The organism is Streptomyces cinereospinus (assembly GCF_042430725.1).
GTDB classification, from domain to species: Bacteria; Actinomycetota; Actinomycetes; order Streptomycetales; family Streptomycetaceae; genus Streptomyces; species Streptomyces cinereospinus.
On sequence record NZ_JBHMCY010000077.1, the window covers coordinates 17,968 to 37,838 of the forward strand.

At 74.7% G+C, this 19,871-nt stretch carries 24 protein-coding genes; 8 read left to right on the forward strand and 16 right to left on the reverse strand.

The genetic code is table 11. From position 1 onward, the window contains the following. The first annotated feature begins 292 nt into the window (after positions 1-292). Genes ACFF45_RS29465 through ACFF45_RS29475 form a run of 3 tightly spaced genes read left to right on the forward strand, consistent with a single transcriptional unit; the run spans position 293 to position 1,726 of the window. Positions 293-673: a DUF2795 domain-containing protein gene (locus ACFF45_RS29465; protein ID WP_381349768.1), complete on the forward strand. Its 381-nt coding sequence runs from the start codon at positions 293-295 to the stop codon at positions 671-673. Continuing rightward, the gene (locus tag ACFF45_RS29470; RefSeq protein WP_381349742.1) at positions 673-1,131 is read left to right on the forward strand and encodes a CBS domain-containing protein; all 459 of its coding nucleotides are present in this window, start codon (positions 673-675) and stop codon (positions 1,129-1,131) included. Before ACFF45_RS29465 ends, ACFF45_RS29470 begins: the two co-directional genes overlap by 1 nt. Positions 1,132-1,183: 52 nt before the next feature. Further along, positions 1,184-1,726, forward strand: coding sequence for a type 1 glutamine amidotransferase domain-containing protein (locus tag ACFF45_RS29475; protein ID WP_381349743.1), 543 nt, complete (start codon positions 1,184-1,186; stop codon positions 1,724-1,726). A 74-nt stretch (positions 1,727-1,800) separates the two neighbouring features. On the opposite strand, the gene ACFF45_RS29480 is transcribed toward ACFF45_RS29475, so the two are convergent. Further along, positions 1,801-2,073: a DUF6158 family protein gene (locus ACFF45_RS29480; protein WP_381349744.1), complete on the reverse strand. Its 273-nt coding sequence runs from the start codon at positions 2,071-2,073 to the stop codon at positions 1,801-1,803. Positions 2,074-2,130: 57 nt separating this feature from the next. On the opposite strand from ACFF45_RS29480, the gene ACFF45_RS29485 reads away from it, so the two are divergent. Then, positions 2,131-3,246 carry a baeRF2 domain-containing protein gene (locus ACFF45_RS29485; RefSeq protein ID WP_381349745.1) on the forward strand — a complete coding sequence of 372 codons (1,116 nt, stop codon included), beginning with the start codon at positions 2,131-2,133 and terminating at the stop codon, positions 3,244-3,246. Between the two features lie 25 nt (positions 3,247-3,271). Here the strand turns inward: ACFF45_RS29485 and ACFF45_RS29490 are convergent, their stop codons facing one another. Then, on the reverse strand, positions 3,272-4,891 hold the full coding sequence (locus ACFF45_RS29490; protein ID WP_381349746.1) for an ABC-F family ATP-binding cassette domain-containing protein: 1,620 nt from the start codon (positions 4,889-4,891) through the stop codon (positions 3,272-3,274). 78 nt (positions 4,892-4,969) lie between these two features. Continuing rightward, positions 4,970-5,644: a histidine phosphatase family protein gene (locus tag ACFF45_RS29495; RefSeq protein ID WP_381349747.1), complete on the reverse strand. Its 675-nt coding sequence runs from the start codon at positions 5,642-5,644 to the stop codon at positions 4,970-4,972. Between the two features lie 72 nt (positions 5,645-5,716). Between ACFF45_RS29495 and ACFF45_RS29500 the strand changes: the two genes are divergently transcribed. The 3 genes from ACFF45_RS29500 (at position 5,717) to ACFF45_RS29510 (ending at position 8,346) form a co-directional block, all read left to right on the forward strand. After that, a complete protein-coding gene (locus ACFF45_RS29500) occupies positions 5,717-7,213 on the forward strand; it encodes a bifunctional phosphatase PAP2/diacylglycerol kinase family protein (protein ID WP_381349749.1) in 1,497 nt (498 codons plus the stop codon). A gap of 100 nt (positions 7,214-7,313) precedes the next feature. After that, positions 7,314-8,135: a class I SAM-dependent methyltransferase gene (locus tag ACFF45_RS29505; protein WP_381349750.1), complete on the forward strand. Its 822-nt coding sequence runs from the start codon at positions 7,314-7,316 to the stop codon at positions 8,133-8,135. 40 nt (positions 8,136-8,175) lie between these two features. Continuing rightward, a complete protein-coding gene (locus ACFF45_RS29510) occupies positions 8,176-8,346 on the forward strand; it encodes a hydrophobic protein (RefSeq protein ID WP_381349751.1) in 171 nt (56 codons plus the stop codon). A 14-nt stretch (positions 8,347-8,360) separates the two neighbouring features. Here the strand turns inward: ACFF45_RS29510 and ACFF45_RS29515 are convergent, their stop codons facing one another. The 13 genes from ACFF45_RS29515 to ACFF45_RS29575 form a co-directional block, all read right to left on the reverse strand. After that, positions 8,361-8,645 (reverse strand): gas vesicle protein K, encoded by a 285-nt coding sequence (locus tag ACFF45_RS29515; protein WP_381349752.1) that lies wholly within the window; start codon positions 8,643-8,645, stop codon positions 8,361-8,363. After that, positions 8,642-8,830 carry a gas vesicle protein gene (locus ACFF45_RS29520; protein WP_171109447.1) on the reverse strand — a complete coding sequence of 63 codons (189 nt, stop codon included), beginning with the start codon at positions 8,828-8,830 and terminating at the stop codon, positions 8,642-8,644. The genes ACFF45_RS29515 and ACFF45_RS29520 overlap by 4 nt, the downstream gene beginning before the upstream one ends. Then, positions 8,827-9,642, reverse strand: coding sequence for a GvpL/GvpF family gas vesicle protein (locus ACFF45_RS29525; protein ID WP_381349753.1), 816 nt, complete (start codon positions 9,640-9,642; stop codon positions 8,827-8,829). The genes ACFF45_RS29520 and ACFF45_RS29525 overlap by 4 nt, the downstream gene beginning before the upstream one ends. Next, a complete protein-coding gene (locus ACFF45_RS29530; RefSeq protein WP_381349754.1) occupies positions 9,639-9,971 on the reverse strand; it encodes a gas vesicle protein in 333 nt (110 codons plus the stop codon). Before ACFF45_RS29530 ends, ACFF45_RS29525 begins: the two co-directional genes overlap by 4 nt. After that, positions 9,968-11,194, reverse strand: a complete 1,227-nt coding sequence (locus ACFF45_RS29535) for an SRPBCC family protein (RefSeq protein WP_381349755.1) — start codon at positions 11,192-11,194, stop codon at positions 9,968-9,970. The genes ACFF45_RS29530 and ACFF45_RS29535 overlap by 4 nt, the downstream gene beginning before the upstream one ends. After that, on the reverse strand, positions 11,191-11,886 hold the full coding sequence (locus ACFF45_RS29540) for a DNA primase (RefSeq protein ID WP_381349756.1): 696 nt from the start codon (positions 11,884-11,886) through the stop codon (positions 11,191-11,193). Before ACFF45_RS29540 ends, ACFF45_RS29535 begins: the two co-directional genes overlap by 4 nt. Then, entirely contained in the window at positions 11,883-12,146 is a 264-nt protein-coding gene (locus ACFF45_RS29545) for a gas vesicle protein GvpG (protein WP_381349758.1), read from the reverse strand. The genes ACFF45_RS29540 and ACFF45_RS29545 overlap by 4 nt, the downstream gene beginning before the upstream one ends. 4 nt (positions 12,147-12,150) lie before the next feature. After that, positions 12,151-12,924 carry a GvpL/GvpF family gas vesicle protein gene (locus ACFF45_RS29550; RefSeq protein ID WP_381349760.1) on the reverse strand — a complete coding sequence of 258 codons (774 nt, stop codon included), beginning with the start codon at positions 12,922-12,924 and terminating at the stop codon, positions 12,151-12,153. Beyond that, positions 12,921-13,346 (reverse strand): gas vesicle structural protein GvpA, encoded by a 426-nt coding sequence (locus tag ACFF45_RS29555; RefSeq protein WP_381349762.1) that lies wholly within the window; start codon positions 13,344-13,346, stop codon positions 12,921-12,923. The genes ACFF45_RS29550 and ACFF45_RS29555 overlap by 4 nt, the downstream gene beginning before the upstream one ends. Before the next feature lie 63 nt (positions 13,347-13,409). Continuing rightward, complete coding sequence (locus ACFF45_RS29560; RefSeq protein WP_381349769.1) at positions 13,410-13,781, reverse strand: gas vesicle protein GvpO; 372 nt, start codon at positions 13,779-13,781, stop codon at positions 13,410-13,412. Between the two features lie 159 nt (positions 13,782-13,940). Further along, entirely contained in the window at positions 13,941-14,867 is a 927-nt protein-coding gene (ligD, locus tag ACFF45_RS29565; RefSeq protein ID WP_381349763.1) for a non-homologous end-joining DNA ligase, read from the reverse strand. Continuing rightward, positions 14,864-16,711, reverse strand: coding sequence for a transketolase (locus ACFF45_RS29570; protein ID WP_381349765.1), 1,848 nt, complete (start codon positions 16,709-16,711; stop codon positions 14,864-14,866). Before ACFF45_RS29570 ends, ligD begins: the two co-directional genes overlap by 4 nt. Then, a complete protein-coding gene (locus ACFF45_RS29575) occupies positions 16,708-18,435 on the reverse strand; it encodes an FAD-dependent oxidoreductase (RefSeq protein ID WP_381349767.1) in 1,728 nt (575 codons plus the stop codon). Before ACFF45_RS29575 ends, ACFF45_RS29570 begins: the two co-directional genes overlap by 4 nt. A 160-nt stretch (positions 18,436-18,595) precedes the next feature. Between ACFF45_RS29575 and ACFF45_RS29580 the strand changes: the two genes are divergently transcribed. Continuing rightward, a complete protein-coding gene (locus tag ACFF45_RS29580; RefSeq protein ID WP_381349771.1) occupies positions 18,596-19,552 on the forward strand; it encodes an LLM class F420-dependent oxidoreductase in 957 nt (318 codons plus the stop codon). The last annotated feature ends 319 nt before the right edge of the window (positions 19,553-19,871 follow it).

A 19,871-nucleotide genomic window follows, 5' to 3' on the forward strand; every position in this document is an offset into this window, starting at 1 on the left:
ACCGCCAGCACGACGGGCGACAGCCCGGCACGACGACGAGCACCGCCAGCACGACGGGCGACAGCCCGGCAGGCACGACGAGCACCGCCAGCACGACGGGCGACAGCCCGGCACGACGACGAGCACCGCCAGCACGACGACGAGCACCGCCGGCAGCGGCACGGTCGGCGACGGCACCGCGAGAAGGCGCGAGGGACGGGACACGGCGGCACCGGACGCGGCTCGGCGCGGCCGGTGTCGCCGCCCGCCCTCCGGGTACGCGGTGCGCGACCCCGAGGACTTGGAGCACAACATGCAGCGAGGCAGTGACCGGCTGAGCGTCCACCGGGACGAGGAGATGAAGCACGAACTGCAGGGGCTGCTCAGGTCGGGCCACCCCACCCGCACGGAGGAGTGGCACGACCCCGAGCCCACCGCCGAGGACGACCCGCGCATCGCGGGCGGTCCGGCCATGCCGGGCTCGCTGGCGGAGGCCCGGCTGGAGCTGGGCCGGATTCTGGGCCGCACCGCGTTCCCCGCGGGCCCGGGCGAGCTGATGAGCGCCCTGCGCCGGCGGAACGCGCCCGACGCCCTGATCGAGCCGCTGCGGCGGCTGCCCCGCTCGGCCCGCTACGGCAACGTGCAGGAGCTGGCCGAGGCCCTGACCGAGGGTGAGCGGCGGAGGGAGAGGTGATGACGGCGGACTACGTGCGCGAAGTGATGACGCCGGGTGTGGTGGCGGTCCGTCCGGACGCCTCGCTGGTCGAGGCGGCGCAGCTGATGCGCGCCCAGGACATCGGCGATGTCGTGGTGGCGGACGGGCAGCGCGTGGTCGGCGTGCTGACCGACCGGGACATCACCGTGCGGGCGGTGGCCGAGGGTGTCGACCCGCTCACGGTGAGCGCCCTGTCGGTGTGCACGCCGGACCCGGTGGTGGTGGGGCCGCAGGACCCGGTGTCGACGGCGGTGGCGCTGATGCGCGAGAAGGCCGTGCGCCGGCTGCCGGTCGTGGAGGACGGTCTGCCGGTCGGGATGGTGAGCCTCGGGGACCTGGCGGTGGCCCAGGACCCGGACAGCGCCCTCGCCGACATCAGCAGGGCCGCCCCGCACGCCGTGGAACGCCGGGCGCCCGACATCCGGGGCCCGGTGTGAGGCGGCGCCGGGCCAAGGTGAAGAACACACACAGGGAAGGACGCTGAGACACATGCGCATCGCGTTTCTCACCGCACCCGAGGGGGTCGAGCAGGTCGAACTGACCGACCCCTGGAAGGCGGCCGCCGACGCCGGGCACGAGCCCGTGCTCGTGTCGACGAAGAGCGGCGAGATCCAGGCCTTCAACCACCTCGACAAGGCGGACACGTTCCCCGTCGACGAGGTGGTGGGCGAGACCTCCGCCGACTCCTTCGACGGCCTGGTGCTGCCCGGCGGGGTCGCCAGCCCGGACTTCCTGCGGACGGACGACGAGGCCGTGGCCTTCGTGCGGGACTTCTTCGAGCGGGGCCGCCCGGTCGCGGCGATCTGCCACGCGCCGTGGACTCTGGTGGAGGCCGGCGTCGTGCGGGGCCGGGTGCTGACCTCCTGGCCGAGCCTGCGGACCGACATCCGCAACGCCGGCGGCACCTGGGTGGACGAGCAGGTCAAGGTCTGCGACCACGGCACCAACAAGCTGGTCACCAGCCGCAAGCCGGACGACCTGAAGGCGTTCTGCGAGACGTTCCTGGAGGTCTTCGCGGAGGAGACCGCCTAGAGTGCCGCGGCAGGGTTCGCCGGCAGGACCGGCCCGGGCCGGGCTCCGCACCGCGGGGCCCGGCCCGGGCCGCGTCAGGCGTCGGCGGCCTCGTTGGCGGTGCGTTCCCGGGCTCCGTCGCGGGTGCGGCCGGGGGCGACGAAGCGGCGCGGGTTGCGGCGCAGGTACTCGCCCTCCAGCTGGGCCATGCGTTCGTTGTGCGCGCGCAGCGCGTCGTTCGAGCCGTACAGCAGCGTGTCGTGGCGTGTGCGGTGGATGGTCTCCAGCTCCTTCATCAGCTGCTGGTCATCCAGCCGGCCCGGGTCGACTCCGGTCATCGTGGTACCCCGCTCGTCGTGTTCTCTCATGCGGTACGGGTACCCGCCCGGCAATCACTGCGACCGAGCGGCAACCGGGAGGGAGCCATGGATCTCGCGTTCCTGCATCCACTCTACGAACATCCGGGCCCCTGGGCCTCCGTGTACGTCGACCTGTCACGGCACGCGGAGGACACGCCCCACGAACGGCACCTGACGGCCGAGGCGATGTCCCGGGAGCTGGCGGGGCGGGGCGCCGACGAGGCGACCTGCCGTGCCGTGCGGGACGCGATCGAGGAACCCAGGCACTCGCCGGAACCGCACGGCCGGGCCCTGTTCGCCCGCGCGGGCGAGGTGGTCCTCGACCCGCCGCTGGCCCGCGCCCCGCAGCACGGCTGGGCCGCGTGGGCGCCGCTGCCCCGGGCCGCCCCCCTGCTGGACCTGACCGGCGAGGACGCGGTGGCCGTCGTGGCGTACATCGACCGGCGGGGCGCCGGCTTCGAGCTGCGCAGCGCGCTGGCCCGGGAGACGGCCGGTTCGGTCACCGGCCGGCAGTGGCCCGTGCACCGCACCAGCGGCGCCGACCGGTCGGAGCGGCACTTCCAGCTCCGGGTGGAGAACACCTGGGAGCACAACGCGGCGGAGATCGCCGACGCGCTCGCGGTCTGCCAGGAGGAGACCCGCGCCGACCTGCTGATCCTGGTCGGTGAGGACCGCGAGCGGCAGGCCGTGCACGAGCGGCTGCCGCGGCGGCTGCACGAGCGCGTGGTGGAGGCCCCGCACGGGACGGGCGGGCGGCTGCTCGACGCGGACGTGGAGGAGGCCCGCGTCGCACATGTGCGCCGGCACGCCGGGACGGAGCTGGAGCGCTTCCTGGCGGCCCGCGCACCGCACGGCGCGGGCCGCGCCGGAGCGGTCGAGGGCGTCCCCGCGCTGATCGAGGCGGCGCGGGAGCACCGCATCGACGAACTGGTGGTCCGCCCGGACGGCGCGGACGTGCACCGCGAGGTGTGGATCGGCGAGGACGCCGACCAGCTGGCGGTGCGCCGTACCGACCTGGAGATCCTCGGCGAGCAGAACTCCTGGGCGGCCCGGGCGGACGACGCCCTGCTGCGCTCGGCGGTCGCGACGAACGCCCCGGCGATCTCGCTGGCCCCCGTGGCGGCGGCCGGGGAGCAGGACGTGCCGGTGGGCGGTCTGGGCGCGCTGCTGCGCTGGACGTGACGGCCGCGGCCGGGCGGCGGCGGGCTCACCGCGCCCGCTCGACCCGCCGCTCGTCCCAGACCGGCTCCGGCGTCTCCCGGACCCGGCCGTCGCTGCCGAAGACCAGGAAGCGGTCGAAGGAGCGGGCGAACCAACGGTCGTGCGTGACGGCCAGGACCGTTCCGTCGAACGCCTCCAGGCCCTCCTGGAGCGCCTCGGCGGAGTCCAGGTCGAGGTTGTCGGTGGGCTCGTCCAGGAGCAGGGCGGTGGCGCCCCGCAGTTCCAGCAGCAGGATCTGGAAGCGGGCCTGCTGGCCGCCGGAGAGCCGGTCGAAGGTCTGTTCGGCCTGCCCGGTCAGCTCGTAGCGGCGCAGCCGGGACATGGCGGCGCCGCGGTCCTGGGCGTGCTCCCGCCACAGGACGTCCAGCAGGGAGCGGCCCGTCAGCTCGGGGTGGGCGTGCGTCTGGGCGAAGTGCCCGGGCACCACCCGCGCCCCGAGCCGCCACTCGCCGGTGTGCGCCACCGCCTCCCCGGCGAGCAGCCGGAGGAAGTGCGACTTGCCGGAGCCGTTGGAGCCCAGGACGGCGACCCGTTCGCCGTAGAAGACCTCCAGGTCGAACGGTTTCATCAGGCCGGTCAGTTCCAGGCCGGCGCAGGTGATGGCCCGCACACCGGTGCGGCCGCCCTTGAGCCGCATGGTGATGTCCTGCTCGCGCGGCGGCTCCGGCGGCGGGCCCGCCTCCTCGAACTTGCGCAGCCTGGTCTGGGCCGCCGCGTACCGGGACGCCATCTCGTGGCTGACCGCGGCGGCCTGACGCAGGTTCAGCACCAGCTTCTTCAGCTGGGCGTGCTGCTCGTCCCAGCGCCTGCGCAGCTCCTCGAAGCGCGCGAAGCGCTCACGCCGGGCCGCGTGGTAGGTGGCGAAGCCGCCGCCGTGCACCCAGGCGTCGGCGCCGGCCGGGCCGGGTTCGACGGAGACGATCTTCTCGGCGGTCCGGGCCAGCAGTTCGCGGTCGTGGGAGACGAAGAGCACCGTCTTGCGGGTCTCGGCGAGGCGCTCCTCCAGCCAGCGCTTGCCGGGCACGTCGAGGTAGTTGTCGGGCTCGTCCAGCAGCAGCACCTCGTCGGTGCCGCGCAGCAGCGCCTCCAGCACGAGCCGTTTCTGCTCACCGCCGGAGAGCGTCCGCACCTGCCGCCACTGCGCCTTCTCGTACGGCACGCCGAGCGCGGCCGTGGTGCACATGTCCCACAGCGTCTCCGCCTCGTAGCCGCGTGCCTCGGCCCAGTCGGCGAGCGCCTGCGCGTACGCCAGCTGGGCGGCCTCGTCGTCGACGGTCAGCAGGGCGTGCTCGGCCGCGTCCACGACCCGGGCGGCCTCGCGGACGCGCGGCACCGCCACCGACACCAGCAGGTCGCGCACGGTCGTCTCGTCCCGTACGGACCCCACGAACTGCGGCATCACCCCGAGCCCGCCGCTCACGGCGACGGAGCCGCCGTGCGGCTTCAGCTCGCCGGAGAGCAGCCGGAGCAAGGTGGTCTTGCCGGCGCCGTTGGGTCCCACGAGGGCGACGACGGCGCCCTCGCCCACCCGGAAGGAGACATCGCCGAGCAGGGCCCTCCCGTCGGGGAGGTGGTACTGAAGGTGCGCGGCTTCCAGGTGTCCCATGGGGCCGCATTGTCCGGGTGGGCGGCCCCGCGGGGCAAACGCTTATCCGAGCCGGGCGGCCGGGGCCTGCGGTCGGGGTCACTGCACCTGGGAGGCGTGTCCGGTCTCGTCCATGGACCGCCCGGTGGGGCCGCCCTCGCCCGCGGGGGCGACCGTGGCGCCCGCCCAGGTCAGCGCCTTCCAGCCGTCGGCCGGGGAGCCTTCGAGGACCACGACGCCGGTGTTGTCGAGGGGGTGGGCGGCGGCGAAGGCCACGTCGACGTTGTCGGCGCGGGCGGCGGTCCACATCCGGACGGCGGCGCCGTGGCTGACCAGGGCGACGGTCCCGGCGCCGCTGCCGGCGGCCTCCGCGACCACGGCGTCGTAGCGCGCGAGCGCCTCCGCGCCGCTCTCCCCGCCCGGCATCCGCAGGCCGGTCTCGCCGGCCGCCCAGGCGAACACGGTCCGCATGTACGCCTCGCCGCGCTCGGAGTCCCCCGGCAGCATCTCCAGGTCGCCCGCCGACACCTCGCGGATACCGTCGCGCACCAGCACGTCCAGGCCGCGGGCCGCGGCGAGCGGCGCGGCGGTGCGCCGGGCACGCAGGAGGGTCGAGGCGTAGACGGCCTCGACGTCCTCGCCGGCGAGCGCGGCGGGCAGGGCGGCGGCCTGGCGTGCGCCCAGCTCGGTCAGGCCGGGGCCGGGGGCGGCGGTGTCCAGCAGGTAGGCGACGTTGGACGGGGTCTGGCCGTGGCGGACGAGCAGCAGGCGCATCAGGGGGTTCCTCCGGGTGCCGGTGACCACCGGCCGGTCAGGAAACGGCCACTTCAGGGTACCCGCACCGGTATGAGCCCAGACGTCGACCTCACCGTCCCGAAGCCCGGCCGGCACCTCCTGCGCGACCGGCTGCTCGCGCTGGACTGCCGGCTGTTCGAGTTCGCCGCCGCGCGGCACTGGCCCGCCGCCGGTCCCGTCCTGCCCCGGCTGAGCCGCAGCGCCAACCACGGCCTGCTGTGGTTCGCGACGGCCGGTGTCATCGCGGCGAGCCGCACCCCCAGGGCCCGCCGCGCCGCCGTGCGCGGAGTGGCGTCCCTCGCCCTGGCCTCGGCCACCATCAACACCGTCGGCAAGCGCAGCGTGCGCCGCGCGCGCCCGGTCCTCGACCCCGTGCCGGCCGTGCGGCATCTGAAGCGGCAGCCGATCACCACGTCCTTCCCCTCCGGTCACTCCGCCTCGGCCGCCGCCTTCGCGGCCGGCGTGGCCATGGAGTCCCGCGCCTGGGGTGCCGCCGTCGCCCCGGTCGCGTTCTCGGTGGCCATGTCCCGCGTCTACACCGGCGTCCACTTCCCGAGCGACGTGCTGGCGGGCGCGGCCCTGGGCGTGGGCGCCGCGTTCGCCGTGCGCGGGCTGGTGCCGACCCGGGACCAGGCCGCCCTGCCGCCCCGGCCGCGGGCGGACGCCCCGGCGCTGCCCGAGGGCGAGGGGCTGGTCGTCGTCGCCAACACGGCGGCGGGCAGCTCCGACCGGGTGCGGGCGCTGCGCGACGCGCTGCCCCGGGCGGAGGTCGTCGAGTGCGTGCCGGAGGACGTGCCGGGCGAGCTGGAGAAGGCGGCCGCGCGGGCCCGGGTGCTCGGCGTGTGCGGCGGCGACGGCACGGTCAACACGGCCGCCGAGATCGCCCTGCGGCACGGGCGGCCGCTCGCCGTGCTGCCCGGCGGCACGCTCAACCACTTCGCGTACGACCTGGGGGTGGAGGACGCCCGGGCGCTGGCCGCGGCGATCGGCCGGGGCGACGCGGTCCACGTGGACGTGGGCCGGTTCGTCTGCGGCGACAAGCGGGGCGTCTTCGTCAACACGTGCAGCCTGGGCGTCTATCCGGAGCTGGTGCGCGAGCGGGACCGGTGGTCGCACCGGATCGGCGGTTGGCCCGCCGGGGTGCTCGCGGCGCTGCGCGTGCTGCGTGCCGACCGGCATCCGCTGGAGGCGGAGGTGGGCGGACGGGCCCGGCCGTTGTGGCTGCTGTTCGCCGGGAACGGCACCTATCACCGGATGGGGCTGGCGCCGGCCCGCCGGCTGGACCTGGCGGACGGGCAGCTCGACGTCCGGGTGGTGCACGGCGGACGGCGGCCCGCGCTGCGCCTGCTCGCCGCCGCCCTCGCCGGTCCGCTGACCCGCTCCCCCGCGCACGCCGCCGTCCAGGTCCGCCGGCTGCGGCTGGCCGGTGTCGCCCCGGGCACGCTGCTCGCCTACGACGGCGAGGTCACCGAGGTGGACGGCGAGGTGACGCTGGAGAAGATGCCGGAGGCGCTGGTGGTCTACCGGCCGCTGCCCCAACAGAACTGACACTCCGTCAGTCCGTATTGCGGAATCTTCTGTCTCACCATTCGGCCTGACGCGTACGGTGGGCGCGCAACGCTCACCGACCCGACGAAGGGGTACCGCCATGCCGAAGGCGCAGGAGACCGCCGTCTACACCCACGGGCACCACGAGTCCGTGCTGCGCTCGCACACCTGGCGGACGGCCGCCAACTCGGCGGCGTACCTGCTGGGTTCGCTGGAGCCGCACCTGCGCATCCTGGACGTCGGCTGCGGACCCGGCACCATCACCGCGGACCTGGCCGAGCTGGTCCCGGACGGGCACGTCACGGGCGTCGACCGCGCGCCGGACGTCCTGGAGCGGGCCCGGGCCACGGCGGCCGGACGGGGGCTGACCGGCGTCGACTTCGCGGTCGCCGACGTCCACGCGCTGGACTTCCCCGACGACACCTTCGACGTGGTCCACGCCCACCAGGTGCTCCAGCACGTCGGCGACCCGGTACAGGCGCTGCGCGAGATGGCGCGGGTGACGCGGCCGGGCGGGCTGGTCGCCGCCCGCGACGCCGACTACGCCGCGATGACCTGGTACCCGGCCGCACCCGGCCTGGACGACTGGCTGGAGCTGTACCGGCGGGTGGCCCGCGCCAACGGGGGCGAGCCGGACGCGGGCCGGCGGCTGAAGGCTTGGGCGCTGCGGGCGGGGCTCGCCGACGTCACGGCCACGTCGAGCACCTGGACCTTCGCCACGCCCGGGGAGCGGGAGTGGTGGAGCGGCCTGTGGGCGGACCGCACCCTGGCGTCCGCCTACGCCCGGCAGGCCGTCGAGGCCGGGTACGCCACCGAGGAGCGGCTGCGGGCCGTGGCCGGGGCCTGGCGGGAGTGGGGAACGGCGGCCGACGGCTGGTTCGGCGTGCTGCACGGGGAGATCCTGTGCCGCAAGGGCGGCTGAAACGGCGCTTGCGGGTCACTCGGGCGGCAGGAGGTTCGCCATGGTTCCCATCCTGCTCGTCCTGCTTCTCGTACTGGTCCTCTTCGGCGCCGGGTTCGCCGTGGAGGTGCTCTGGTGGATCGCCGTCGCGGTGCTGGTCCTGTGGCTGCTGGGATTCCTGCTGCGCGGCACGACCGCCGGCGGCACCAGGGGGCGCTGGTACCGCTGGTGACCCGACCGCGGGCGTCACTCCCGGGGCAGCAGCGGTCCGAGCGGCCCGAGGTCCAGGTTGAGGTCCTCGGGCCGCAGCCCGTAGCGCTCGCGCAGCTCCGTCATGCGGTCGTCGAGCAGCATCAGCGTGAGCCCGATCCGCTCCTCCTGCTCCTCGCTCAGGCCGCCTTCGTCGAACCGGCGCAGCGCCTGCCGCTCCATCAGCTGGCGCAGCAGCTCCACCACGGTCAGCACGAGCTTGACCAGGTCCCGTTCGACCGTGTCGGGTTCCAGGTCGAGCCGTTTGCGCGGAGCTGTCACGTCGGATCACCCCAGGGCGCCGGTACCTGTGCGTTCACGGAGCTGATCAGGGCGTTCAGGTCGATGCGGACGAGGTCGACGTCCGCGATGCGCAGCGTGATGTCGCCGGTGATGACCACGCCGCCGGCCAGCAGCCGGTCGAGCAGGTCCACCAGGGCGATCTCACGGCGTTCGATCACCGTCACGGCTTGCCCCCGGCGAAGGAGTAGGCCGCCCAGGGGCCGGTGAGCTCCACCCGGACCCCGGGCATCTCGTCCTTGGTGCGGTCCACGATCTCCACGAACTCCTCGGACTGGGCGCGCGGCACCAGATAGGCCGCGTTCAGCACGTTGCGGCCGGACGCCCCGGACAGCGCGGCGCTCTGCAGCGCGTGCAGCCGGGAGTCCTCGGCGCGCGCGGCCAGCCTCTCGTGCAGCCGGTCCGCGAACTCCTCGGCCCGGCGCAGGCCCGACTCGTGCTCCCGCACGCTCCGGCTGCGCCGGCGCAGGTAGTCCCGCCCGGACATGGCCTTCCCGGCCGCCGGCCCGTTCTCCGCCTCCGGCGCGGCCTCCCCGGAGCCCGCGGCCTCCGGGGAGGCCGCGGGCTCCTCGGCTGTGGACGACTCGGCGTACACCTTCACGCCCCACTCCACCCGGCCCGCCAGCCGGTCCAGGGTGCGCAGGAAGTCGCCCTCGCGGGCCTCCAGCATCATCCGGACGCCGCTGTCGTCCCGGAAGACCGTGCCCAGCCGCAGCGGCAGCGGCGTCGTCACCGTGGTGAGCGCGTCGATCACGCCCTGGTGGGCCCGGGCGGTGGCGGTGAGCCACTCCAGGTCCTCCAGATGGGCGCGCAGCGCCTCCTCGGCGAAGTCCCGTTCCGGCACCGCGCTGACCACCGCGACCAGGCCGCGGTGGTGCAGCAGCTTGGGCGGTGCGCCCGCCACACCCGTCAGCTGGGACTGCAGGGCCGCGCCGAAGGGGCGGCAGACGGCGTACACGTACCGCAGTCCGGTCGTCATGGGCTCTCGCTCTCCTCCTGTGCGCGGCCGGTCTCCAGCGCCGCGAGCCGCTCGCGCAGCTCGGCGTTCTCCCGGGCGAGCTCCTTGCGGCGGGCGCCCGACGACAGGGCCGGGTCTTCCTCCCACCAGTCGATGCCCATCTCCTTCGCCTTGTCGACGGAGGCGACGATGAGCCGCAGCTTGATGGTGAGCAGCTCGATGTCGAGCAGGTTGATCCGGATGTCGCCGGCGATGACGACGCCCTTGTCGAGCACCCGCTCCAGGATGTCGGCGAGGTTGGCGCCGCCGTCGTGGCCGTAGGGCTCGGGCAGGCGGGCCGGTGACGTCATCGGCCGCTCCGGGCGTCGGCGTAACCGTCCCGGTACTCGCCGTCGGTCACCTGGTCATCGGCCGCCTCGTCGTCGGCCACCTCGTCATCGGCCACCTCGTCGTCGGCCGCCTCGTCGTCGGCCACCTCGTCATCGGCCACCTCGTCATCGGCCACCTCGTCATCGGTCGCCTCGTCATAGGCCTCCTCGGGCTCCTCGGTGCCATTCTCCGCCCCGGGCTCCCCGTCCGCGCGAGGATCCTCCTCGTACTCCTCGTCGGGCTCCCGGTCCTCGTCGTACTCGTCCTCGTAGGCCTCGTACCCGCCGTCGTCCTGGTCGGTGCCCGCCTCCTGCGCGGCCTCCTCCTCCTCGGCGACCGCCTCGTCATGGCCGCGAACGACCTCGCCGTCGCGGATCTCGCCGCGCCAGCCGTCCGCCGCCTCGCCCCGGAGGGTGAGGTGCCGGGCGAAGTTCTTCAGGTCGAGCCGGGCGCGGCGGCCCTGGGCGCGCCAGAGGTTGCCGGTCTTCTCGAACAGGCCCTTCGGGTAGTACTCGATCACCAGCAGGACCCGGGTGAGGTTGTCGGCGAGCCGGTGGAAGGAGACGACGCCCTTGGTGGTGCCCTTGGCGCCCTCCGAGGTCCAGGCGATCCGGTCGTCCGGGACCTGCTCGGTGGTGCGCGCCTTCCAGCTGCGGTTGGACCAGAAGACCTTCAGCTGCCAGTCCGAGGTGGTGTCGTCGGCGCGCTCGGCGCTCTTGACGCCCTTGGCGAAGGTGCTGAAGTCCTGGTAGCGGGTCCACTGGTCGTAGGCGGTGCGCAGCGGCACGCCCACGTCCACGTACTCGAGGATCACGGTGGGCCGGTGGCCGGAGCCGCCCTTGCGCCCGCCCTTGCCGGCGGTCAGGTTCTTCAGCGCCCCGGCCACGTTGTCCTTGGCACGGGAGGCGCCCAGCTCCAGCGCGGAGCGCAGCGGCCCCTTGCCCTCGGCGAGCTTGCGGCCGCCGTCGAGGGCGAGCCGGGCGAAGCCGGGGCTCTTGCCGTCGGCGATGTCGTTGAGCTTGCCGGTGGTCTCGCCGAGCTTGCGGCCGAGTCCGGTGAGCAGCCGGGTGGCCTGCGCGGCGAGGTACTCCTGGGCCTCCGCCTTCAGCCGGTCGGCGGCCTCGCCGTGGGCCACCTCGGTGAGCGGGTTGCCGCGGGCCGGGCGGCCCGCCCTGGACGCGGCCGATCCGAGGGTCTCGGTCATCGGTCGTCGCCTCCCTTCGACGTCCGGGACCGCCCCGGGGCGGTCTTCCGGGCGGCCGTCTTCGCGGAGGCGGTGGTCTTGCGGGCGGCGGTGCGCTTGGCGGCCGCCTTCTTCGCCGGGGCCGTCTTGCGCCCGGGCGGCTTCGAGGCGGTCCTGTCCGCCCCGCCCTTCTCGCCCGCCCGCCGCTCGCGGTCCGCCGACCGGGGCTCCCCGGCGTCCGGCTCGTCGTCGTGCCCGGCCTCGTCGTCGTGGTCGTCGTGGCGGGCTCCGGCGCCACGGTCCTCGTCCTCGTACCGGCGGTCGTCGCCGTACCGGTCGTCGTCCCGGTCGCCGTCGCGCTGCTCGTCGTCCCCGAGGCTCCGGCGCCGCGGCACGGCACCGCCCAGCCGATCCCGCACGCCGGCCGTGCGGTCGTGCAGGCGGTCGGCGAGCGCGTCGAGCTGCCGCTCCACGAGGGCGCCCGTCGCCGCGCCGCCCACGCCCCGCAGGTCCTGGCGGAGCTGGTCGCCGAGCTCCTTGAACTGCGGGTTGTTCCGCAGCTGCCCGGACACCAGGTCCGCGAGCGCCCGCGGGGTCAGGTTCATGCGCTTGCCGGCGACGAGCGTGCCGACGGCGAACGCCAGTTTCAGTTTCTTCGTCCGTCCGAGGACGTATCCGGCCCCTACCGCGAGGCCCAGTCCCGCTCGATTCATCGTGACGTCCCGTTGCCCGTTCCCGCGCCGTTGCGCGATGCGATCTCCAGCCGGTCCAGGAGTTCGTCCTCCTCCCGGTCGAACTCCTCCTCGCTGATCTCCCCGGCCTCCAGCCGCTCCTCCAGCCGGGCCAGCTCGGCCCGGATCGTGGCCGGGTCGTAGTAGATGCGCTCGGCCTCGTGGAGCACCTGCCGGATGGCCCAGGCGCTGCCGCGCACCGGGGCGAACGGCAGCAGCAGCACCTCCGAGATCAGGCCCATGCCGTCACCCGGCCCCGGTGCCCAGGCCGCCGGCCGTGCTGCCGGCCGGCTCGGCGGGACCGGTCTCGACGAAGCTGTACGGGGGCAGCGGGCCGTTCACGCGCACCTCCAGGTGCGGCAGGTCCTTGCGCGCCCGCTCCACCGCGGCCAGGAAGTCCTCCGCCGCGTGCCGGTCCACCAGGAACGACACGTTGGCGAGCCAGCCCGTGGACTCCGGGCCCACGCCGACCGCCTCCGCGGCCGGCTCCAGGATCTCCTGGAGCGCCCGGGCGTCCCCGGCCTCCTTGGCCTTGACCGCGGCCGCGACCATCTCGCCCAGCCGGATCTTGTCCTCGTAACTTCCGCCGCCCGACGTGCGGTTGGCCTCGGCGAGCGCGCGGATCTCCGGGCTCTCGGCCATCACGTGGTGCAGGACGGCTTCCTCGACGTGGTTGGCCTTGATGTTGTACTCGATCCGGCCGTCCAGCGCCGTCAGGCGCTCCTGGTAGTGCTCGGCGCGCTCGGCCAGCACGCCGGTGACCGCCGTGTCGTCCGGGGCGACGCTGCCGAACCGCATCGGCAGCACGCACCCGGCCGATCCGGCCTCGGCGAGCACGTTCTGATGGGCCAGCAGGTCCTTGCGCTTGGGGCGCAGCCCCTCGGGCGCGTCGCTGACGATCGCCGCCAGGCCGCCCTCCTTCAGGACGCGCACGGGCCGGGCCGGGTCGCCGACGCCGCCCATGCCGTCCGGGAGCGCGGGGTGCGCGCTCGCGGTGATGCCGTAGACGTACGTGCTCACTCCTGCTCCTCCCTGCGGCGGCTGGACGTGGTCTTGCGGGCGCGCGGGCGGGGCTCGGCCTCGCCTTCGTCACGCGCCTGCTTGAAGGCGTCGGAGATGGTCTGCGCGGCGCCGGACAGGGCGCCCTTGGACTTGCCGCGCGCGCCGGACTCGGTGATCTGGCCGACGACGTCGGGCAGGCCGGGGCTCTTGCGCGGACCCGACTCCAGGTCGAGGCGGTTGCACGCCTCGGCGAAGCGCAGATAGGTGTCGACACTGGCGACGACGACCCGGACGTCGATCTTCAGGATCTCGATGCCGACCAGGGAGACGCGGACGAATGCGTCGATCACGAGCCCCCTGTCGAGCACGAGTTCCAGTACGTCGTAGAGGCCGCTGCTGCCGCCTCCACCGCCGGTCTGCTGTGCCGGGACAACGGTCATGCCGGCTCTTCCTCCTTGTCGGTGGGTGTGGCTGTCGGTGGGTGTGGCCGGGGCCGGGCGGGTCTAGCGGCCGCCCGGTCCGCGGGCGTCGGCCCGCCCGCGTTCGTAGCGGCGGACGCGCCGGTAACCGGTGAGCTGTCCGCCGTGGTCGAGTTCGACCTGGTAGCTCGCCATCAGGCTCATCGTGTCGGGCACCCGGGCGAGTTCGAGGACCTCGACCTCCAGGGCCCAGCCGTCCTCGGTCTGTGTGAAGGACGACACCGATTCGGCGTCCATGCCGGTGAGTTCCGCCAGTTGGGCGCGCGCGTGGCGCAGCACCTGCATGGGGCTCGGCCGGTCGGCCGCCGTACCGTCTTCCCGCTGCGCGGAAGACTCCTGGTTCTTGGGGGAGTTACGTGAATCCTGCGAATCTGACGTGTTCTTTGTGTTCGACATGGCCACCTCGAAGTTCGGGTGGCCGCTCATGTCTTGGCCAAACCTTCGGAACCCGCGCGCTTTCGCCGCAGGACGTGTCGCGCCTGCGCAGCGGCGGTACGTGTGTCGGCCACGCACCGGGCGGTGCGTGGCCGTGACGGTGGCGGCGGGAGCCGGGGGTCAGCCGCGCAGCGCGTTCAGCCGGCGCCGGGCCGGGCCGAGCGCGCGGCCGCGGGCCGTCACCCCGGCCCAGGGGTTGGTGCGGGCCTGGTCGACGGCGTCGGCGACGGTCCAGCGGCGCGGCCCGAAGCCGGGGTGGTCGAGCTGGTCCCAGGCGACGGGCACGGCGACCGGCGCGCCGGGCCGGGCCCGTACGGTGAAGGGGGCGACGGCGGTCTGCGCGTAGCCGTTGCGCTGCACGTCCAGGTAGAGCCGGTCGCCGCGGTCCTTCTTGCGGGCGGCGGTGGTGAGCCGGTCGGGGTGCGCGGCGGCGAGGGCGTCGGCGACGTCCCGGGCGAACGCGCGCACCTCGTCGAAGTCGTGGTGGCCGTTGAGCGGCACGACGACGTGCAGCCCGCGCGAGCCGGTGGTCATCAGTGCCGAGGGCAGCCCCAGTTCGTCCAGCAGTTCCCCGAGCAGCCAGGCCGCCTCCCGCACCGGGCCGAAGGAGTCGCCGGACGGGTCCAGGTCGAACACCATCCGGTCCGGCCGGTCGAGCCGTCCGGACCGGGAGAGCCAGCGGTGCAGCGTGAGGCACCCCTGGTCGGCGAGGTGGACCAGGGTGGCGGCGTCCTCGCAGACGGTGTGGCGGACGGTGCCGCCCTCCTTGGGCACCTCGACGCGCGTGATCCACTCCGGACAGCTCTCCGGCGTGTTCTTCTGCATGAACCCGGGGCCGCCCAGGCCGTCCGGGCGCCGCTCCAGCATCAGCGGACGGCCGCGCAGGTGGGGCAGCATGAACGGGGCGACGGCCCGGTAGTACTCGACGAGGTCGCGCTTGGTGTACTCCTCGGCGTCCTCGCCGCCGGGGAAGAGCACCTTGTCCGGACGGTGCACCTCGACGGTGCGCCGGCCCGCCCGCACGGTGGTGGCCCCGTCACCGGTCACCGCACGACCGCCTGTTCGACCAGCAGCTGGACGGCGGCGGTGATCGACTCGGCGTCGATGCCCGCGGCGTGCAGCTGCTGGTCGGGGGCGGCCGAACCCGGCATGGTCCGCACCGCCAGGCGCACCAGCCGCGGCATGGGGCGCCCGTCGAGGAAGGCGTCGAGGACCGCGTCGCCGAGGCCGCCCTCCGGGTGGTGGTCCTCGACGGTGACCAGGCAGCCGGTGTCCTCCGCGGCCTGGCGCAGGGTCAGCCGGTCGACCGGCTTGACCGAGTACAGGTCGATCACCCGCACCTGGATGCCCTCGCGGTCCAGCGCGTCGGCGGCGGCCAGCGCCTCCGGTACGGTGACGCCCGCCGCGACCAGGGTCAGCCGGTCGGTCGCGGAGGAGCGCAGCACCTTGCTGCCGCCCACCTCGAACTCCTCGTCGGGACCGTAGATCACCTGGTTCTTGCCGCGCGAGGTGCGCAGGTAGCGGATGCCGTCCAGGTCGGCCATGGCGGCGACGAGGCGGGCGGTCTGGTTGGCGTCGCACGGGTACAGCACGGTCGAGCCGTGCACGGCCCGGAACATGGCCAGGTCCTCCAGGCCCATCTGCGAGGGCCCGTCCGGCCCGATCGCGACGCCCGCGTGCGAGCCGACCAGGTTGATCCCGGCGCCGCTGACCGAGGCCATGCGGACGAAGTCGTACGCGCGCGTGAGGAAGGCCGCGAACGACGAGGCGTACGGCACCCAGCCGCGCGAGGCGACGCCCACCGCGGCGGCCACCATCTGCTGCTCGGCGATGTAGCACTCGAAGAACCGCTCGGGGTACTCCTTGGCGAACGCCTCGGCCCGCGTGGAGTCGCTCACCTCGCCGTCGAGCGCGACGACGTCGCCGCGGCCGGCGCCCAGCGCGGCGAGCGCCTTGCCGTAGGCGTCCCGGGTCGCCACCTCCTCGCCCTGCTCGAAGCGGGGCAGCCGGACCTGCTCCTCGCGCACGGCGTGCAGCAGGCGCGCGGCCGGCGGCTCCTGCACGTGGACGCTCAGGGAGCGGGGGCCGCCGAGTTCGGCGACGGCCTCCTCCGCGTCGGGCAGCGGCTTGCCGTGCAGCCCCTCGCGGTCCTCGACCGCCTCGACGCCCTTGCCCTTGAGGGTGCGGGCCAGGACGGCGGTCGGCTGGCCCTTGGTCGAGACCGCCTCCCCGTAGGCCCGGTCGATCGCGTCCACGTCGTGCCCGTCGATCTCGACGGTGTGCCAGCCGAACGCCTGGAAGCGGCGGGCGTAGGCGTCGAGGTCGTGGCCGTGCCGGGTGGGGCCGCGCTGGCCCAGCCGGTTGACGTCGACGATCGCCACCAGGTTGTCCAGGTGCTCGTACGCGGCGTGCTCGGCCGCCTCCCACACCGAGCCCTCGGCCAGCTCGCTGTCCCCGCACAGCACCCACACGCGGTAGTCCGTACGGTCCAGCCGCCGGCCGGCCAGCGCGATCCCGACCCCGACCGGCAGGCCCTGGCCCAGCGAGCCGGTGGCCGTCTCCACCCACGGCAGCCGCCGCGGCGTGGGGTGTCCCTCCAGCCTGCTGCCGAGCTGCCGGAAGGTGAGCAGCTCGCCGTCGTCGATGGCGCCGGCCGCCTTGTACGCCGAGTACAGCAGCGGGGAGGCGTGGCCCTTGGACAGCACGAAGCGGTCGTTGCCCGGGTGGTCCGGACGGTCGAAGTCGTAGCGCAGGTGGTGGGCGAGGAGGACGGCCATCAGGTCGGCGGCGGACATCGACGACGTCGGGTGCCCGGAGCCTGCGGCGGCGGAGGCCCGCACACTGTCCACACGCAACTGCTGGGCCAGCTCGACGAGTTCGCGGGTGTTCATCGGTCTCCTTCGTCGGGAGTGTCGGTGCGCTTCACGGGCCCGGGGGACGGGTGTCCCGCGCCGGGCCCGGGAGCGGGCTGCTTCTCTGCGGGTGCCCCGGCGGGCTGTCCCTCAGCCGGTTCCCCGCCCGGTCGGTCCTCGGCGGGCTCGCCGCCGGGCCGGTCCTTCGCCGGCTCGGTGCCGGGCCGGCTCTTCGCGGCTTCCCCACCCCGCTGGTCCTTCGCCGGCTCGGCGCCGGAAGCGGGACCGGACGCGGGCGAACCGCTGTCGGCACCGGCACCGGAACGGGCGTCGCCGGCACCGGAGCCGGGACCGGCCGCGGCGGCATCGGCGCCGCCGCCGTCACCGGCGCCGGAAGCGGCGGCGCCCCCGGGGCCCGACCGGGCCGCGGCCTCCGCCCCGTCCCCGGACCGCGCCGGGGACTCCCCCGGCACCCGCGCCAGCTCCGGCGAAGCCGTGTCCAGCGGCACCGACCCGGACCGGACGAGCCCCAACTGCACGGCCTGGCGCGGCAGTACGGCGTCCAGCAGCCAGTCGGCCGCCACCCGCACCCGGTTCCCCGGCATCGCGGCGAGGTGGTACCCGCGGGTGACCGCTCCGGCGGCGACCCCGGACAACGACACGCCCAGCGGATTCGCCGCCGCCTTGGCGCCGCCCAGGTCGACCACGAACCCCAGGTCCCGGTGCCGGTAGGCCTGCCGCTCCCCCACACCGAAGGACGCGGCGATGTTGTGGGCGCACACCTTGCCGTGCCGCCAGGCGTGCTGCGCGGTCATCGGGGTGTACTCCCCCGGGCGCTCCAGGTCCGGCACGGCGGCGGCGTCCCCGCAGGCGTACACCTCGGGGCGGCCCGGCACCCGCAGGTAGGGGTCGACCAGCAGCCGGCCGCGTTCCAGGGGCAGTTCGAGGCTCCCCACGAGCGGGTCGGGCCGTACGCCCACGCACCACACGACCGTGCGGGTCTCGACGTACTCCCCGTCGGTCAGCAGCACCCCGCCGTGCGTGGCCTCCTTCACGGAGGTGCCCATCCGCACGTCGACGCCCCGCTGCCGCAGCACCCGGTCGGCCGTGGCGGAGAGCCGTTCGTCCAGCTCGGGCAGGACGCGCGGGGCGACGTCCAGCAGGATCCAGCGCGGCCGCATGCCCTCCCGCAGCGGGTGCTTGCGCACCTGCGCGTCGGTGAACAGCTGCCCGTGCGCGGCGACCTCGGTCCCGGTGTAGCCGGCGCCGACCACCACGAAGGTGCAGCGCGCGGCGCAGTTCCCGGGGTCCCCGGCGGCCGCCAGCTCCACCTGCCGGGTCACGTGGTCGCGCAGGTACAGCGCCTCGGGCAGGCTGCGGAAGCCGTGGGCGTGCTCGGCGACGCCGGGGATGGGCAGCAGCTTGTTGACGCTGCCCGCGGCCAGCACCAGCCGGTCGTAGCGCAGCACGCCCTCCCCGCCCTCGGGGTCGGAGTAGTGCACGGTCCGCGCGTCGAGGTCGACGCGGCCGGCCTCGCCGAGGACCAGCCGCACCCGCGGCAGCGTGCCGGACAGCGAGACGGTCACCCGGCGCGGCTCCAGTACCCCGGCGGCCACCTGGGGCAGCAGTGGCAGATACAGGAAGTAGTCGGTCGGGTTGAGCAGGGTGATGTCGGCCTTGCCCCTGGCCAGCCGCGACAGTTCGCGGGCCGTCCGGTAGCCGGCGAAGCCGGCGCCGACGATCACGATGCGGGGTCGACTCACGGTCTTGCCTCCGGCGGTCGTCTCGTACGAGGTGTTCCGCGTCCCCCTGGTCAGGGCACCCAAACGCGGACGGCCCCCCGTTCGGCCGGGCGTTTGGCGCACCGGCGGCCGGTTACCCGGCGGGCACCCACCCCACCCGCCCCCCATGCGGAGGTACCTCATGCCCCAGTACGGCTACTTCCTCTCCTGTGAGGAGTTCGGCCCCGCGGATCTCGTCGAGCAGGCCAGGATGGCGGAGCAGGCGGGGTTCGAGGCCCTGTGGATCTCGGACCACTACCACCCGTGGAACGACGCCCAGGGGCAGAGCCCCTTCGTCTGGTCGGTGATCGGCGCGCTCTCCCAGGCGGTGTCCCTGCCGATCGAGACCGCGGTGACCTGCCCGACGGTCCGGATCCACCCGGCGGTGGTGGCGCAGGCCGCCGCGACCAGCGCGGTGATGACGAACGGCCGCTTCCGCCTCGGGGTGGGCACGGGCGAGGCGCTCAACGAGCACATCATGGGACACACCTGGCCGCCCGCCTCCGTCCGGATGGAGATGCTGGAGGAGGCCGTGCAGGTGATGCGCAGGCTGTTCACCGGCGAGGAGGTCAGCCACCACGGCACCCACTACACGGTGGAGAACGCCCGCCTCTACACGGTCCCCGACGAGCCCGTCCCGATCGACATCTCCGGCTTCGGCCCGAAGGCGACGGCGCTGGCGGCGCGCGTCGGCGACGGCTACATCACGATGTCGCCCGACGAGTCGATGGTGGAGCAGTTCCGCAAGGGCGGCGGCGGGGCGAAGCCGGTGAGCGGCGGGACCAAGGTCTGCTACGGCACCGACCGGGACGAGGCGGTGCGCACCGTGCGCCGGTTGTGGTCGAACCAGCTGCTGCCCGGCGAGATGGGCCAGGTGCTGCCCTCGCCGCGCCACTTCGAGCAGCTGGAGCCGCTGGTCACCGAGGAGATGGTCCGCGAGAACACGGTCTGCGGCGACGACGTCGACGACCACGTCTGCGCGCTCGCCGCCTTCGCCGAGGCCGGCTTCGACCGGGTCTACGTCAACCAGATCGGCCCCGGCCAGCGCGGCTTCTTCGACTTCTACCGCACCAAGGTGCTGCCGCAGCTGCCGCGGTGAGGGGGCCTGCCCGACGCGCCCGGCTCATGCGGCTAACCGGCCCACCTGGCCCGCCCGGCTCATCCGGCCTGAACGGCGGGTCGGGCGGGTCAGCCGGCGCGCGGCCAGCACGCCGACGCCGACGGTGAAGCCGTGGCCACCGGTCCGGAGCGACGGGACATCCACCCGTGCGGACGACGGCGTCGACGGCCTGGGCGTCGGCCACGTCCACCGGCATCACGAGCGGCTCACCGCCCGCGCGCCGCCCGTGGTCAGCCGCCGCGGCGAGCCCTTCGCCCCGCGGGCCGGCGGCGCGACCCGGTCGCCGCGGGCGGCGCGG

Bases quoted from the DNA above. Each gene is read 5' to 3' on its own strand.
- ACFF45_RS29465 (WP_381349768.1), top strand. From the start codon at position 293: ATGCAGCGAGGCAGTGACCGGCTGAGCGTCCACCGGGACGAGGAGATG.
- ACFF45_RS29470 (WP_381349742.1), top strand. From the start codon at position 673: ATGACGGCGGACTACGTGCGCGAAGTGATGACGCCGGGTGTGGTGGCG.
- ACFF45_RS29475 (WP_381349743.1), top strand. From the start codon at position 1,184: ATGCGCATCGCGTTTCTCACCGCACCCGAGGGGGTCGAGCAGGTCGAA.
- ACFF45_RS29480 (WP_381349744.1), bottom strand. From the start codon at position 2,073: ATGAGAGAACACGACGAGCGGGGTACCACGATGACCGGAGTCGACCCG.
- ACFF45_RS29485 (WP_381349745.1), top strand. From the start codon at position 2,131: ATGGATCTCGCGTTCCTGCATCCACTCTACGAACATCCGGGCCCCTGG.
- ACFF45_RS29490 (WP_381349746.1), bottom strand. From the start codon at position 4,891: ATGGGACACCTGGAAGCCGCGCACCTTCAGTACCACCTCCCCGACGGG.
- ACFF45_RS29495 (WP_381349747.1), bottom strand. From the start codon at position 5,644: ATGCGCCTGCTGCTCGTCCGCCACGGCCAGACCCCGTCCAACGTCGCC.
- ACFF45_RS29500 (WP_381349749.1), top strand. From the start codon at position 5,717: ATGAGCCCAGACGTCGACCTCACCGTCCCGAAGCCCGGCCGGCACCTC.
- ACFF45_RS29505 (WP_381349750.1), top strand. From the start codon at position 7,314: ATGCCGAAGGCGCAGGAGACCGCCGTCTACACCCACGGGCACCACGAG.
- ACFF45_RS29510 (WP_381349751.1), top strand. From the start codon at position 8,176: ATGGTTCCCATCCTGCTCGTCCTGCTTCTCGTACTGGTCCTCTTCGGC.
- ACFF45_RS29525 (WP_381349753.1), bottom strand. From the start codon at position 9,642: ATGACGACCGGACTGCGGTACGTGTACGCCGTCTGCCGCCCCTTCGGC.
- ACFF45_RS29530 (WP_381349754.1), bottom strand. From the start codon at position 9,971: ATGACGTCACCGGCCCGCCTGCCCGAGCCCTACGGCCACGACGGCGGC.
- ACFF45_RS29535 (WP_381349755.1), bottom strand. From the start codon at position 11,194: ATGACCGAGACCCTCGGATCGGCCGCGTCCAGGGCGGGCCGCCCGGCC.
- ACFF45_RS29540 (WP_381349756.1), bottom strand. From the start codon at position 11,886: ATGAATCGAGCGGGACTGGGCCTCGCGGTAGGGGCCGGATACGTCCTC.
- ACFF45_RS29545 (WP_381349758.1), bottom strand. From the start codon at position 12,146: ATGGGCCTGATCTCGGAGGTGCTGCTGCTGCCGTTCGCCCCGGTGCGC.
- ACFF45_RS29555 (WP_381349762.1), bottom strand. From the start codon at position 13,346: ATGACCGTTGTCCCGGCACAGCAGACCGGCGGTGGAGGCGGCAGCAGC.
- ACFF45_RS29560 (WP_381349769.1), bottom strand. From the start codon at position 13,781: ATGTCGAACACAAAGAACACGTCAGATTCGCAGGATTCACGTAACTCC.
- ACFF45_RS29570 (WP_381349765.1), bottom strand. From the start codon at position 16,711: ATGAACACCCGCGAACTCGTCGAGCTGGCCCAGCAGTTGCGTGTGGAC.
- ACFF45_RS29580 (WP_381349771.1), top strand. From the start codon at position 18,596: ATGCCCCAGTACGGCTACTTCCTCTCCTGTGAGGAGTTCGGCCCCGCG.